A 12458-nucleotide genomic window follows, 5' to 3' on the forward strand; every position below is an offset into this window, starting at 1 on the left:
CATCGTCAACCTGATTCACGGCGGGCCGCACTTCTACCTCGGGGTCTACCAGGCCGGTCGGGCGCACGACTTGCTCGACCACCTGCCCGGCATGCTCCTTCTCATACGCGGCAGGTGTGGCCGAGACAAAAATCGCCTGCCGCATCTTGCCTTCGAACTCTTCAAATTTCAGCGGCCGGTTGTCCAGCGCACTCGGCAGGCGAAAACCGTACTCGACCAGCGTCGTTTTGCGCGAGCGGTCGCCGTTGTACATGGCGTTGAGCTGGCCGATCATCACGTGGCTCTCGTCGAGGAACATCACCGCGTCTTTCGGCAGGTAGTCGCACAGCGTCGAAGGCGGCGAGCCCGGCGGCGCGCCGCTCAGGTGGCGGGTGTAGTTTTCGATGCCCTTGCAGTGGCCGATTTCGCTGAGCATTTCCAGATCGAAGCGCGTGCGCTGCTCGATACGCTGGGCTTCGACCAGCTTGCCGTCGCCGACAAACTGCGCGACGCGCTCGGACAGCTCCAGCTTGATGGTTTCGACTGCCGCCATGACCTTGTCGCGCGGTGTCACGTAGTGGCTTTTCGGGTAAACCACAAAACGCGGCACCTTCTGGCGGATACGCCCGGTCAGGGGGTCGAACAACGAGAGTGTCTCGATTTCGTCGTCGAACAGTTCGATGCGTATCGCGAGTTCTGAATGTTCGGCCGGAAAAACGTCAATCACATCGCCCCGTACACGAAAAGTGCCGCGCGAGAAATCCTGATCATTGCGCGCGTACTGCATGCGGATCAGCCGCGAGATGACGTCGCGCTGGTTCATCTTGTCGCCGGTGCGCGCGATGAAACGCATCTGGGTGTAATCCTCGGGCGCGCCGATGCCGTAAATCGCGCTGACAGTCGCCACGATGATGGTGTCGCACCGTTCCAGCACACTTTTGGTGGCCGAGAGCCGCATCTGCTCGATGTGTTCGTTGATCGCCGAGTCCTTCTCAATGAACAGGTCACGCTGCGGCACATAGGCCTCGGGCTGGTAGTAGTCGTAATAGCTGACGAAATACTCGACCGCATTTTTCGGGAAAAACTCGCGGAACTCGCTGTAGAGCTGCGCGGCCAGCGTCTTGTTGGGCGCAAACACAATCGCCGGCCGGCCCAGACGGGCAATCACATTGGCCATGGTGAAGGTCTTGCCAGACCCCGTCACACCCAGCAGGGTCTGGAACACCTCGCCGTCATGGATGCCTTCGACCAGTTGTTCAATCGCCACCGGCTGGTCACCGGCCGGCGGGTAAGGCATGAAGAGCTCAAAAGGCGAGTCCGGATAACGCACAAACTCGCCTTCGGAGGAGGCAGCGCCGGCCTCTGGCATGACTTCAATCAGTTCTGGCATAAAAAACCTATTCCTGGCCCGCTAAAATCTGGGGCAACCAAACAGAATACGACATTTGGCGGGCGCGCGGAACCTTGGGGCCGACGATCTGCCGACTGTCCGCGTAACACCCGGTAAACCAGATGACCTGCCGGACCGTTTGAAACACAAACCACCCTTCAGAGGATTTTCATGTCGCTTTTCACCGCCGTCGAAATGGCCCCCCGTGATCCCATATTGGGCCTGAACGAGCAATTCAACGCCGACACCAACCCCAACAAGGTCAACCTCGGCGTGGGCGTGTATTACGACGACAAGGGCAAGCTGCCGCTGCTGCAATGTGTGCAGATCGCCGAAAAAGCCATGATGGAAGCGCCCAAGCCGCGCGGCTACCTGCCGATGGACGGCGTGGCTGCCTACGACGCAGCGGTAAAGGCCCTGGTGTTCGGCGTCGACAGCGAACCGGTCAAAAGCGGCCGTGTCGCGACGGCCCAAGGCATAGGCGGCACCGGCGGCCTGAAGATTGGCGCCGATTTCCTGAAAAAACTCTCGCCGAATGCAAAAGTTCTGATCAGCGACCCCAGCTGGGAAAACCACCGCGCGCTGTTCGCTCAGGCCGGCTTTACGGTCGAAAGCTACCCCTACTACGACGCGGCCAAACGCGGCGTCAATTTCGACGGCATGCTGGCTGCGCTCAACACTGCGGCTGAAGGCACCATCGTTGTGTTGCACGCCTGCTGCCACAACCCGACCGGCTACGACATCACCGCGGCCCAGTGGGACCAGGTGATCGCCGCCGTCAAGGCCCGCAAACTCACGGCCTTCCTCGACATGGCCTACCAGGGCTTTGGCCACGGCATTCTTGAGGACGGCGCCGTCATCGGCAAGTTTGTCGCTGCCGGCCTCAATTTCTTTGTCTCGACCTCGTTTTCCAAAAGTTTCAGCCTTTACGGCGAACGCGTCGGCGCCTTGTCGGTGCTGTGCGAGAGCAAGGAAGAAGCCGACCGCGTGTTGTCGCAAATGAAAGTCGTGATCCGCACCAACTACAGCAACCCGCAGATCCACGGCGCCACCGTCGTTGCGAACGTGCTGAACAACCCCGAGCTGCGCGCACTCTGGGAAAAAGAACTGGCCGAGATGCGTGTGCGTATCAAGGCCATGCGCCAGAAACTGGTGGACGGCCTGAAAGCCGCCGGCGTCAAGGAAGACATGAGCTTCATCACGACCCAGATCGGCATGTTCAGCTACTCGGGCCTGACCAAGGACCAGATGGTGCGCCTGCGTACTGAATTCGGCGTCTACGGCACCGACACCGGCCGCATGTGTGTGGCTGCGCTGAACAGCCAGAACATCGCCCACGTCTGCGCGTCCATCGCCAAGGTCCTGTAAGCACAAAAAGCCTGATTTGCCGCCGGGACAAGCAGGTATCAGGCACCCAAAGTGGTCTAAGCCCTTATGCAGCGGACTTAAGCAGCTATTAAAACAGGAGCATATGTCAGGGCCTGTTGACCTTAGACCAGCGTCTCGCCACACATGTGCTGGCCCAGGAAGTCCAGGAAAGTGCGTACTGCCGGCACCTGGCCGCGCCGCGAGGTGAACACGGCATGCGTGACCCCGGCGCGTAGCGCCCAGCCGGGCAGCACCGGCACCAGCAACTGCGCCTGCTGCTCGGCCGCGCTCATGGACTCCGGCAAAAAACTCATGCCGGTGCCAGCCAGCACGGCCAGCTTCAGTGTCTGCAAATCGTCGGCCACATAACGCGGTTGGTGCTGCAGCACAAACTCCCTGCCGTCCGGGCCCAGCAGCGTCCAGGCGGCGCGCCCATCGGTCCAGGACATCGCCACCGTATCGAGTTTGTGCAGGTCTTCCGGCTTGTCCGGCACGCCCTGCCTGCGCAGCAGGTCCGGGCTGGCCAACAAATGCCCGGCGCTGGGGCCCAGGTTCTTGACGACTAGGCTGCCGCTGTCGTCCAGCGTGGGCCGCACGCGCAGTGCGATATCCACGCCCTCCTCCACCAGGTCCACCACCCGGTTGGTCACCCGCATGTCCACCTTGACCTGCGGGTACTGCGCCATGAAACGCGGCACCAGGAAACCCAGCGTGCTTTGCGCCAGCGTGACCGGGCAACTGATGCGCAGGGTTCCGCGCGGCTCGACCTGCAGTTGCGCGACCGCCTCGTCAGCGGCCTGCGCCTCGTCACGCATGGCGCTGCAGTGGCGCAGGTAAATCTCACCGACCTCGGTCAGTGACAGCTTGCGGGTGGTGCGCTGCAGCAGCCGGGCGCCCAGCCGCGCCTCCAGCTCGGCCACGCGCCGCGACAGGCGTGATTTGGGCAGGCCCAAGGCGCGTCCGGCAGCGGCAAAACCGCCCCGCTCCACCACCTCTGCGAAATACAACATGTCGTTCAGATCCTGCATGACTTGGCTCCATTGTCCTGTTTATAGAACAATGTATCGCGATTTTGCTGACTTATCAATCAATCGACCCGCCAGCACAATCTATTCATGGCCAAGATTCAGGTGAATCCGCCAACAACCCGAATCAATCTTTCAAGGAATCCACCATGAGCAAACTTCTTCACATCGACTCCAGCATCCTCGGCGGCAACTCGGTCTCGCGCCAACTCACGGCCCAGATCGTGGCCTCCTGGCGCGCCAGCCACCCTGCCACCGACGTCAGCTACCTGGACCTGGCCGCCGACGCGCCCAGCCACCTGTCGGCCGAATCGCTCGGTTTTCGCCTGCCCGACGGCAGCACATTGAGCGATGTTCAGAAACAGGAAAACGCTGTGTCCGAAGCGCTGGTGTCGCAGTTCCTCGCTGCCGACGTGATTGTGGTTGGCGCGCCGCTGTACAACTTCAGCATCCCGACCCAGCTCAAGGCCTGGATTGACCGTGTGGCACAGGTCGGCCGAACTTTCAGCTACACCGACAAGGGCCCGGTCGGCCTGGCCGGCGGCAAGACGGTGATCGTGGCCTCCTCACGCGGCGGCATGTACTCGACCAGCGAAGCCGGTCAAGCCACAGAACACCAGGAAAGTTACCTCAAGGTGGTGTTTGGTTTCTTCGGCATCACCGACGTGCGTTTTGTGCGCGCCGAAGGCCTGGCCATGGGTGAAGCTGCCAAAGCCAGCGCGCTGGCCGCTGCCGAGCTGGAGATCAAAGCCGTCGCCACGCTGGCTGCCAACCAGCCGGAAGCCGCGCTGGCCGCATAAAGGCAGCGCTTAGCCACGAAAAGCCCGCTTTGCGGGCTTTTTTATGCGCAAAAATTACGCGCTGGTCTTGACGAAGGCCACGTAAGCATCGACCCAGGACTGCAGGAATTTTTTACTCGCCTCGCCGATGTTGCCGGCCTCGTCGTACAGGCCTTCCTTGTTGTGAATAAAGGCCTCGGGCTGGCCCAACGTCGGCATGTTCAGGTAAGCCAGGATGTTGCGCAGGTGCTGCTGCGCCAGCGCTGTGCCAATGGGGCCGACCGAGGCGCCGATGACACCGGCGGGCTTGCCGTTCCACACACTTTTGCCGTAGGGGCGCGACGCGTGATCGATGGCGTTTTTGAGCACACCGGGGATGGATCGGTTGTATTCGGGGGTCAAAAACAGCACGCCCTGGGCGGCCGTGATCTCGCCTTTCAGGCGCGTGACCGAGGCCGCCGGGCTGGCGTCGTCGTCCTGGTTGTACAGCGGCAAGTCGTCAATGCGTACATGGGTGAAGCTGAACTCTGCCGGGAACAGCTTTTCAAGCGCCTTGGCGAGCTTGCGGTTGAAGGAGTCCTTGCGGATGCTGCCGACGACGACGGCGATGGTGTATTGGGCCATGGAATGCTCCTGACTGCAGAAAATGGAAAAGTCCATTGTGCAAAGCAGCCAGCGCCCATGCCCTGACCAGCCTGCCGCATCGAATGTAGTATTAATTCCCTTTCTTGCCTTCTTTTTCCGCCACGTCCCGGCGCCTGCGATCTCCCGCCATCAATCAGCAAATGGCAGCGCCCACTGCGCTGCGTCAAAGGCCCTCGGGCTGCTTTCCGGGGCGCCCGGCCGATGCGGCGATCTCCGCCCAGGATTTGCCATCGGCCCTGAGCTGCTCCACCGACGGCCCGGTGGTGTTGCCATACTGCGCCAGGCTTCGGGCCTCGATCACGGCCAATGCCGCCGGCGGTGTTTTGCCGCGGTAAACCTGCTTGAGCCGGTCGCGTTGACCCGCCGCCCAACGCGCGACCTGCTCCTGCGCCACGCCGGCGGCCAGCATGCCCGACACCTGCACACCAAGTTCTGCCACCGCGCGCTCGTACGCCAAACGTAAATCTGCCATGACCCGAATTTAATACCCCGTCCTGTATTTCTTGCGTATCCACCCAGGACTTGGTGGGTTTTCCGAACTGCGAGCCAGATTGGCTGGTTTGAGGCCAGGCCTTGCAACTACTGGCGGTATTGGCTGGCAAGCCCAGCCCTGTCACAACGCTACAAACAAGGCATGCTCCCGTCCCCGCGTCCACACGCCACTGCCAACGCGCAGCCCCGCACCCGGTGCCCGCGCTGGGGCCGCTGGCTGGTGGCCGTGCTCTGGGGTCTGCTGGTCGCCGCCGGCTACAGCGTCTACAGCGGCATACTCACTCTTCCCGAGCGTTTCAACCCTTGGGCGCGGCTGGATGTGGCAGCAACGCCCAACGTTCTCACGCCGTTCAAACTGTCACGCGCCAAAAGCGAACCGGCGCCTTGTCTGGCCGCCTTGGCGCAGACCGGCATGCGCTACAGCGTGCTGCCGGATCGCGTCACCGGACCGGGCTGTGGCTTTGAGAACGCCGTTTTGCTGCGGGAGGCCGGCGTACGACTCGGACCGCCGGTGTCGCTCAGTTGCCCGATGGCCTTGTCGTTCGCCATGTGGGAGCGGCATGCGCTACAACCCGCAGCGCAGTTGCATACCGGCCAGCGGGTGACAGCCATCACCCACCTCGGAAGTTACGCCTGCCGCAACGTCAATGGCGGTGAACCGATAGCGCCCCCACGTTCGTCCACTTCGTGTGACTCTCTGCCCCCCCAGGGGGCTGTGCTTGCTCGGGGCGGCCCTTCGCGGTGTACGCCTGCGCTCAATGCACCCCCAGGAAACCGCAGCCGGCACGCCACCGCCGATGCGCTGGACATCGCGGGCTTCACGCTGGCCAACGGCAAAACCATCGCTGTGCTGCGCCAGTGGCAAGCCGATGATGCGGTCCCCGTGACCGGGCCTGACGCGCTGTTTCTCAAGGAAGCGCACCGCGGCGCTTGCCGCTACTTCAAGGGCGTGCTGGGACCAGACTACAACGCCGCGCACAGCGACCACTTTCACCTGGAGACCGGCGGCTACAACATGTGCCGATGAGCTGATTTGCTCCTCTTTTCATAGCTTCTCGCGACCGTCCGGTAAGGGCTGGAGGCTGTTTTTACTTATAAAGCCTGGCCCGCGCAGCGAAATGTCAGGTTGATACGCCGCCGGCCCAGCAGCGCATGGTCACCGTCGGCCAGCGGCGCCACCCCATGAAAGGCCAGCCGCGCTGGTCCGCCCCAGACCACCACATCGCCATGCTGCAGCCGGTGCCGTTGCGGCCGGTCGCTGCGCTGCGGCGTGCCGAACAGGAAAACCGCGGGCAGGCCCAGCGACACCGACACAATGGGCGCTGAAAAATCGTTTTCGTCCTTGTCCTGATGCAGCGACAGTTTGCTGCCCGGCTGGTACTGGTTGACCAGGCAGGCGTCGGGCGTGAAGCCGCTGAAGCCAGCCTCGGTGGCCGCGCGGGCGGCGAGTGCACGCCAGTTCTCCGGCATGGGCGGCCAGGGCTGGCCCGAGAGCGGGTCTTCCCTGCTGTAGCGGTAGCCGCGCCTGTCGGAGACCCAGCCCAGCGGGCCGCAGTTGCTCATGGCGACCGACATGGTGTGACCGCCCGGCGTGACGAGATGGCGCAATGGCGCAGCGGCCAGCACAGTGTCCAGCGCTGCCAACAGCTCAGCCCCCGCCTCGCGCGCAAAGCCGCGCAGCAGCACGGCGCCGGGCGCCAGCGTCTGATGCGCTGGCTCCGATGTATGGATGTCTTCAAACAGGTCGGCTGTCACGCGTCCATTGTCTACGGACCCGTTCTTATTGAGCGTCATGAAAAATAATGCCCAGTGTGTGGCGCTGGCCGCTGCGCACCTCACTCACGCCGTGGCCCATGTTGACGCGGTAAAAGCCCCGGCTGCCGGCCACCGGTCGCTGGTGCACGGCAAACACCACCGCATCACCCTGAGCCAGCGGCACCACGGTGGCGCGCGACTGCCTGTGCGGCCGTTGCTCGGTCAGCACAAACTCGCCGCCGCTGAAGTCATGCTCCGGCCGCGACAGCAGGATGGCGACCTGCAGAGGGAACACATGCTCGCCGTACAGGTCCTGGTGCAGGCAGTTGTAGTCGCCCTCGGCGTATTGCAGCAGCAGCGGTGTCGGCCGTGTTTGCCCAGCCGCATGACAACGCGCCAGAAACGCTGCATGGTCGGGCGGGTATCGCACATCCATGGCCATGGCCTCGTTCCAGCGGTTGGCCACATTGACCAGCAGCGGGTACAGCGCGCTGCGCAACTGCTGCACCCGCGCGGGCAGCGGGTAGCTGAAGTACTGGTATTCGCCCCGGCCAAAACCATGGCGCGCCATCACCACGCGGCTGCGGAAGTTGTCGGCCTGCGGGTAAAGCCGGCCGATGGCCAAACACTCGTCCAGACCGAGCAACTGCGGCAGCACCACATGGCCGTGCACTTGCAGCGCCTCAGTCAACAGCCCCCAGTCGCGTGCGGCGGGAGAAATTGAAATCGTGGTTGGTGTCATGGCGCGTGGGTTCCGGAAAAGCTTGAGGCAGGGGCACCAGCTTAGGCAGTTCGCCGTGGCCGGGCTCGCCAAAAACGGACATCTCGCCGCCGTGCAGCTTGCTCAGGCCCAAGGAAGGCCGGGATCCAGTTTTTAGCCGCATCTATGCATCAAATCGGGCTCGGGCCCCTACGCAGAAAGCGTGAGCTGCTACTCTATTGATAGCAAGCTGATGCTCTGGCAGAAGCAGGTTGACGCGGTAAAGTCAGCCCTCGGGCGGCAACAGCATGGCAATACGCTCGCTCAGGCCATCGGCCCGCTCGGCGCCCGCGACTTCCTGCACATTGAGAATGATGTCGCGGGCAATCGCCATCATGGATTCACGGTCACGCGCCTCACGCAACTGGTCGCGGTAATGCCTGGCCAGCTCCGGCATCTTTCTGACGAACATACGCTCGCAAATGTCAAACAGAAACATGCGTGTCGTCGCCAGCGAACGTTTGCCTTCAAAGTTATCACCCTGTGGTGCAGGTGCAGGGATAGCTGTAGCCACGGGCAAGGAAGGGCTTGGCAACGGCGGTGCATAAAAGGCCTGCGGCGCCAGTGCCGGATCTTTGGCAGGCGTCATGCCTGCGCCTTCCGCTCCCAGCACGATCAGGTAGCCGTCGGCGATCAACTTTTGCAGGATGCGACCGTCGTCTTGCAGCAGGCCCTGCATTTCGTCGCGCGTCTTGAGGCCGTCCGCGAGAAAAAGCGCTCCGCGCTCACGCACGTTGAGTACGCGCGCCCTGGAGGCTAACTCGAGCTTGGCCTTTTCTGACTTGTGTAGTTGCATGGTGCGACTCAAACGGCCCAGATTGTAAGAATCTGTGAATCGTAGGCAAGGCGTATGTCCGGCACATGACACGCGGCATGGCGCGTATCACGCCGCGCAGAAAAAGCAAGATATCCCGGAGCTCAGAGCGCGTGAAACTTGGCCCAGCGCACGATGTCAGCCGCACCCATGGCGCCGGCCTGGCGCGCGACCTCACGGCCGTTGATAAACAGCGCCAGCGTCGGAATGCTGCGAATGTTGAAGCGAGTACCCAACGCGGGCGACGCTTCGGTATCAACCTTGACGACCCGAAACGCCGGCTCAAGCTGAGCAGCGACGTGCGCGTAGGCTGGCGCCATTTGCAGACACGGGCCGCACCAGGGCGCCCAGAAATCAACGAGCACCGGGATCTGGTTGCGGCTGATGTGACGGTCGAATGCGTCCCCACCGAGCGCCACCGGATGCCCCGCGAACAAGGTCTTGTGACAGTTGCCGCAGTTGGGCACCTTGACCAGGTCGTCCTGGCGGACGCGGTTGGTGGTATGGCAATGCGGGCAGACGATGTGCAGCGGCTCAGCCATCGTGGCCCTTGTTGTCACCCGGTTTTTTCTTCAGCGCGGTCTCAGCTACCGGCCTCGTCCAGCGCCTTGCATGAAGGCGCACAGACGGCGTGCGACTTGCCGAGCACCTTGCGGGTGCCCATTTGTGAACGCGGGCGGTGTTTGCCACACATGAAACACGACATGGTGGCCGCGCCGAAAGAAGCGGACGCCACAAAGGGCGAACCCGATACCTTGGATTTGTAGCGCAGCCCATCGGCGAGGACAGTGGTTTTGGCATCAGCTCTGGCCATAAGGGTTTCCTTTGTTGGATGAGCGCATGGCGCGCTCGATGACTTGCCTGGCTTGCTGCTCGGCGCTGAGGGCGGTTTCCAGCGGGGAGCGGCACAAGCCCGCGTACTGGTAATTGACATTTTCGTACAACTCGGCCGCGGCCGGGTGGGTATCGAGCAAAGCCCCCAGTTCAGCGCCCGGCGGGGCGTCGCCAAAGGCCTCGACCAGATGATGCACGACCGACAGGTATTGCTCCGGCCCGACTGGCTCTTGGCTGTGCTCCAGCCGCTCAAGCAGTTCGGCAAGCACGTGCGTCACGGTCAGGCTGGTGCTGGGAGAAGGGGTATGGATGGTGGTCATGCTTCAGAACTGGGGGTCCCGTGCCGAAAAACAAGCGCCGGACCTGTCATTTTACCAGCAGCTGCAGGCATCCACCGGGCCAGGACAGACTCCGATCACTCTTTTTTTTATAGCAGCTTGTCCAAACGGGACGTGGGCTGGCAGGCATTTTAGCTTCAGGAACTGGCCGCGACGGGCGGCCGGCGCCACGTCAAGCCTCGCGCGGCCGTCGCAGCCCGCCTACACGCGGATGCAGCCGGGGCCGACGGCGCTGGCTGCAGCCACCTGAAACACTTTGTACTGCTGGCGGCTTTGCCGGTATTTGCAGGACCCGCTGTGCATTTCAAGCTTTTTTACCGCCTTGCCCGGCAATCCGTCACCGCCTGGATCGACGACTACGCACCCAGCATGGGCGCGGCGATCTCCTACTACACGGTGTTTTCGATCGCACCGTTGCTGATCATCGTGATCGCCGTCGCCGGGCTGGTCTGGGGGCGCGACGCTGTGCAGGGCGAAATCGTCGCCCAACTGACTGGCCTGATCGGCCGGGACGGCGCAGTGGGTGTGCAGGCCCTGATTGAAAGTGCCAACAAACCCGCCAAGGGCGTGATCGCCACCCTGATCAGCGTGGGTGTGCTGCTGGTCGGCGCGACCACTGTGTTTGCCGAGCTGCAAAGCGCGCTGGACCGCGTCTGGGACGTGCCGCCCTCGCAAAAGGCATCGGGAATATGGGCCACCCTGCGTGCGCGGCTGCTGTCGCTCGGGTTCATCCTCGGGCTGGGTTTTTTGCTGTCGGTGTCACTGGTTTTCAGTGCCGGGGTGGCGGCTTTTGGCGGTTGGGCCACCGGCCTGTTTCCGGGATGGGAACTGCTGCTGCAGGTTGTGAACACCGCCATCTCGCTCGGAATTTCCAGCCTGCTGTTTGCCATGATTTTCAAGCTGATGCCACAGGCCAGCGTGAGCTGGCGCGATGTCTGGGTCGGCGCAGCCGTCACGTCCGTGTTGTTTGAAGTCGGCAAGGCGCTGATCGGTCTGTACATCGGCAAAAGCAGCGTGACCTCGTCTTTTGCGGCCGCCGGCTCGCTGGTTGTGCTGCTGGTCTGGGTGTATTACTCCGCGCAGATCTTTTTGCTGGGCGCGGAATTCACCTGGGTGTTTGCGCACGAACACGGCTCGCGGCGCGGTCAGGTCGATACCCCGGCCACATTGGCTGCTGAAGCTGCAGCGCCCGCGGCCAGCGCAGGCAGCGTGCTCGCGCCAGCGGTCGAAGCGCCGCGCCGCAGTGAATCGGCGGGCAAGACGGTGCCGTCGGCTCCGACCGGTACGCAAACCTCCTCGCCGGCGCGCAGGCGGTCGATCACGCCCACGCTGGTCCAGCGCGCCTGGGTTTACGGCGCGGCGTCCGGCACGCTGGTCCTGCTGTCCCTGCTGCTGAAAAAGCGTCGCCGCGTCCCGCAGCAGCGCATGGACCGGCGTTGACCTGACCCTTTGCATGCCTAGAAGGCCGGCACGCCTGTACCGTCCTCCAGCACCCCCAGCACGGGCCGACCCGGTATGTGCAGGATGAACCAGGAACCGGCCTGCACCCCGCCGACATCGACAAACTGATCGCGCAGTTGCAAGGATTGGTGCACGCCGGCAACACCGTCATCCTGGTCGAGCACGGACTGCGCGTGGCGGCGGCCAGCAACTGGGTCAAGCGACGTCCGCCCTGGTGACGGCGGACAAGGCGTCCGCATCGTGGCCGTCGGCACGTCGGCAGAAATTTGCATGATCACTGGCAGCCGAACCGGGCCCTGTCTGCCTAGACACCGCGACTGATCGGCGACTGGCAACGGAGTCTGGTCATTCTGCATCCGGGACGTTGTCTGTGCCGGGCGATGGCCTTTTAAGGACCGGCGGGTGGAAACCTTCCTAAAATGGTGGATTCAGGGCCACCGGTCTGCTTTCCTTGTCGGGTGCATTGGCATGCGATGGAGGCAAAGAGCGAAATTCTGCAGGCTTGGTCCCGCCGCATTCATAACGTCCCTCACGAAAGAACTCACATGGCACGCACCGTCAACTGCATCAAACTGGGCCGCGAAGCCGAAGGCCTGGACTTTCCTCCCTACCCCGGCCCGCTGGGCAAACGCCTGTGGGAGGAAGTCAGCAAGGAAGCCTGGGCCGAGTGGATGAAGCAGCAGACCATGCTGGTCAATGAAAACCGGCTGAACCTGGCCGATGCCCGCGCTCGCCAGTACCTGGCGCGGCAGATGGAAAACCACTTCTTCGGTACCGGCGCCGACAAGGTGCAGGGATACATTCCTCCGACAACCTGA

General features: G+C 62.9%; 16 protein-coding genes. 6 read left to right on the top strand and 10 right to left on the bottom strand.

Annotation, left to right across the window (positions count from 1 at the left end; all coding sequences use genetic code 11):
* Positions 1–1369 (bottom strand): DEAD/DEAH box helicase family protein (locus ACH2CW_RS15525; RefSeq protein WP_395059753.1); only part of this gene is annotated, 1369 nt, incomplete at its 3' end.
* A gap of 171 nt (positions 1370–1540) precedes the next feature.
* On the opposite strand from ACH2CW_RS15525, the gene ACH2CW_RS15530 reads away from it, so the two are divergent.
* Positions 1541–2737, top strand: coding sequence for an amino acid aminotransferase (locus ACH2CW_RS15530; RefSeq protein ID WP_395059755.1), 1197 nt, complete (start codon positions 1541–1543; stop codon positions 2735–2737).
* A 122-nt stretch (positions 2738–2859) separates the two neighbouring features.
* Here the strand turns inward: ACH2CW_RS15530 and ACH2CW_RS15535 are convergent, their stop codons facing one another.
* Positions 2860–3765: a LysR substrate-binding domain-containing protein gene (locus tag ACH2CW_RS15535; RefSeq protein ID WP_395059757.1), complete on the bottom strand. Its 906-nt coding sequence runs from the start codon at positions 3763–3765 to the stop codon at positions 2860–2862.
* 146 nt (positions 3766–3911) lie between these two features.
* Between ACH2CW_RS15535 and ACH2CW_RS15540 the strand changes: the two genes are divergently transcribed.
* Complete coding sequence (locus tag ACH2CW_RS15540) at positions 3912–4562, top strand: FMN-dependent NADH-azoreductase (protein ID WP_395059759.1); 651 nt, start codon at positions 3912–3914, stop codon at positions 4560–4562.
* A gap of 54 nt (positions 4563–4616) precedes the next feature.
* On the opposite strand, the gene ACH2CW_RS15545 is transcribed toward ACH2CW_RS15540, so the two are convergent.
* Positions 4617–5165 (bottom strand): NADPH-dependent FMN reductase, encoded by a 549-nt coding sequence (locus ACH2CW_RS15545; protein WP_395059761.1) that lies wholly within the window; start codon positions 5163–5165, stop codon positions 4617–4619.
* Positions 5166–5349: 184 nt separating this feature from the next.
* Positions 5350–5658: a hemagglutinin gene (locus tag ACH2CW_RS15550; protein ID WP_395059763.1), complete on the bottom strand. Its 309-nt coding sequence runs from the start codon at positions 5656–5658 to the stop codon at positions 5350–5352.
* 162 nt (positions 5659–5820) lie between these two features.
* Here ACH2CW_RS15550 and ACH2CW_RS15555 point away from each other — a divergent pair, with 162 nt between their 5' ends.
* Positions 5821–6705, top strand: coding sequence for an extensin family protein (locus ACH2CW_RS15555; RefSeq protein WP_395059765.1), 885 nt, complete (start codon positions 5821–5823; stop codon positions 6703–6705).
* Positions 6706–6770: 65 nt separating this feature from the next.
* Here the strand turns inward: ACH2CW_RS15555 and alkB are convergent, their stop codons facing one another.
* The 6 genes from alkB to ACH2CW_RS15585 form a co-directional block, all read right to left on the bottom strand.
* A complete protein-coding gene (alkB, locus tag ACH2CW_RS15560; RefSeq protein ID WP_395059931.1) occupies positions 6771–7433 on the bottom strand; it encodes a DNA oxidative demethylase AlkB in 663 nt (220 codons plus the stop codon).
* A 25-nt stretch (positions 7434–7458) separates the two neighbouring features.
* Positions 7459–8175 carry a 2OG-Fe(II) oxygenase gene (locus tag ACH2CW_RS15565; protein WP_395059767.1) on the bottom strand — a complete coding sequence of 239 codons (717 nt, stop codon included), beginning with the start codon at positions 8173–8175 and terminating at the stop codon, positions 7459–7461.
* Between the two features lie 244 nt (positions 8176–8419).
* Positions 8420–8989: a hypothetical protein gene (locus ACH2CW_RS15570; RefSeq protein ID WP_395059769.1), complete on the bottom strand. Its 570-nt coding sequence runs from the start codon at positions 8987–8989 to the stop codon at positions 8420–8422.
* A 122-nt stretch (positions 8990–9111) separates the two neighbouring features.
* Entirely contained in the window at positions 9112–9549 is a 438-nt protein-coding gene (gene trxC / locus ACH2CW_RS15575; protein ID WP_395059771.1) for a thioredoxin TrxC, read from the bottom strand.
* Positions 9550–9590: 41 nt separating this feature from the next.
* Complete coding sequence (locus tag ACH2CW_RS15580) at positions 9591–9821, bottom strand: hypothetical protein (protein WP_077594459.1); 231 nt, start codon at positions 9819–9821, stop codon at positions 9591–9593.
* A complete protein-coding gene (locus tag ACH2CW_RS15585) occupies positions 9808–10161 on the bottom strand; it encodes a hypothetical protein (RefSeq protein ID WP_395059773.1) in 354 nt (117 codons plus the stop codon). The genes ACH2CW_RS15580 and ACH2CW_RS15585 overlap by 14 nt, the downstream gene beginning before the upstream one ends.
* Before the next feature lie 315 nt (positions 10162–10476).
* Here ACH2CW_RS15585 and ACH2CW_RS15590 point away from each other — a divergent pair, with 315 nt between their 5' ends.
* From ACH2CW_RS15590 to ACH2CW_RS15600, 3 genes are all read left to right on the top strand, one after another.
* Positions 10477–11619 carry a YihY/virulence factor BrkB family protein gene (locus ACH2CW_RS15590; RefSeq protein ID WP_395059775.1) on the top strand — a complete coding sequence of 381 codons (1143 nt, stop codon included), beginning with the start codon at positions 10477–10479 and terminating at the stop codon, positions 11617–11619.
* A gap of 77 nt (positions 11620–11696) precedes the next feature.
* The gene (locus ACH2CW_RS15595) at positions 11697–11858 is read left to right on the top strand and encodes a hypothetical protein (protein ID WP_395059777.1); all 162 of its coding nucleotides are present in this window, start codon (positions 11697–11699) and stop codon (positions 11856–11858) included.
* Positions 11859–12185: 327 nt separating this feature from the next.
* Positions 12186–12458 (top strand): oxidative damage protection protein, encoded by a 273-nt coding sequence (locus ACH2CW_RS15600; RefSeq protein WP_395059779.1) that lies wholly within the window; start codon positions 12186–12188, stop codon positions 12456–12458.

The organism is Polaromonas sp. (assembly GCF_043778355.1).
Taxonomy (GTDB): Bacteria; Pseudomonadota; Gammaproteobacteria; order Burkholderiales; family Burkholderiaceae_C; genus Polaromonas.

Excerpts from the sequence above, each read along its gene's own strand:
- ACH2CW_RS15530 (WP_395059755.1), top strand. The coding sequence starts at position 1,541 with ATGTCGCTTTTCACCGCCGTCGAAATGGCCCCCCGTGATCCCATATTG.
- ACH2CW_RS15535 (WP_395059757.1), bottom strand. The coding sequence starts at position 3,765 with ATGCAGGATCTGAACGACATGTTGTATTTCGCAGAGGTGGTGGAGCGG.
- ACH2CW_RS15540 (WP_395059759.1), top strand. The coding sequence starts at position 3,912 with ATGAGCAAACTTCTTCACATCGACTCCAGCATCCTCGGCGGCAACTCG.
- ACH2CW_RS15545 (WP_395059761.1), bottom strand. The coding sequence starts at position 5,165 with ATGGCCCAATACACCATCGCCGTCGTCGTCGGCAGCATCCGCAAGGAC.
- ACH2CW_RS15550 (WP_395059763.1), bottom strand. The coding sequence starts at position 5,658 with ATGGCAGATTTACGTTTGGCGTACGAGCGCGCGGTGGCAGAACTTGGT.
- ACH2CW_RS15555 (WP_395059765.1), top strand. The coding sequence starts at position 5,821 with ATGCTCCCGTCCCCGCGTCCACACGCCACTGCCAACGCGCAGCCCCGC.
- ACH2CW_RS15565 (WP_395059767.1), bottom strand. The coding sequence starts at position 8,175 with ATGACACCAACCACGATTTCAATTTCTCCCGCCGCACGCGACTGGGGG.
- ACH2CW_RS15570 (WP_395059769.1), bottom strand. The coding sequence starts at position 8,989 with ATGCAACTACACAAGTCAGAAAAGGCCAAGCTCGAGTTAGCCTCCAGG.
- trxC (WP_395059771.1), bottom strand. The coding sequence starts at position 9,549 with ATGGCTGAGCCGCTGCACATCGTCTGCCCGCATTGCCATACCACCAAC.
- ACH2CW_RS15580 (WP_077594459.1), bottom strand. The coding sequence starts at position 9,821 with ATGGCCAGAGCTGATGCCAAAACCACTGTCCTCGCCGATGGGCTGCGC.
- ACH2CW_RS15585 (WP_395059773.1), bottom strand. The coding sequence starts at position 10,161 with ATGACCACCATCCATACCCCTTCTCCCAGCACCAGCCTGACCGTGACG.
- ACH2CW_RS15600 (WP_395059779.1), top strand. The coding sequence starts at position 12,186 with ATGGCACGCACCGTCAACTGCATCAAACTGGGCCGCGAAGCCGAAGGC.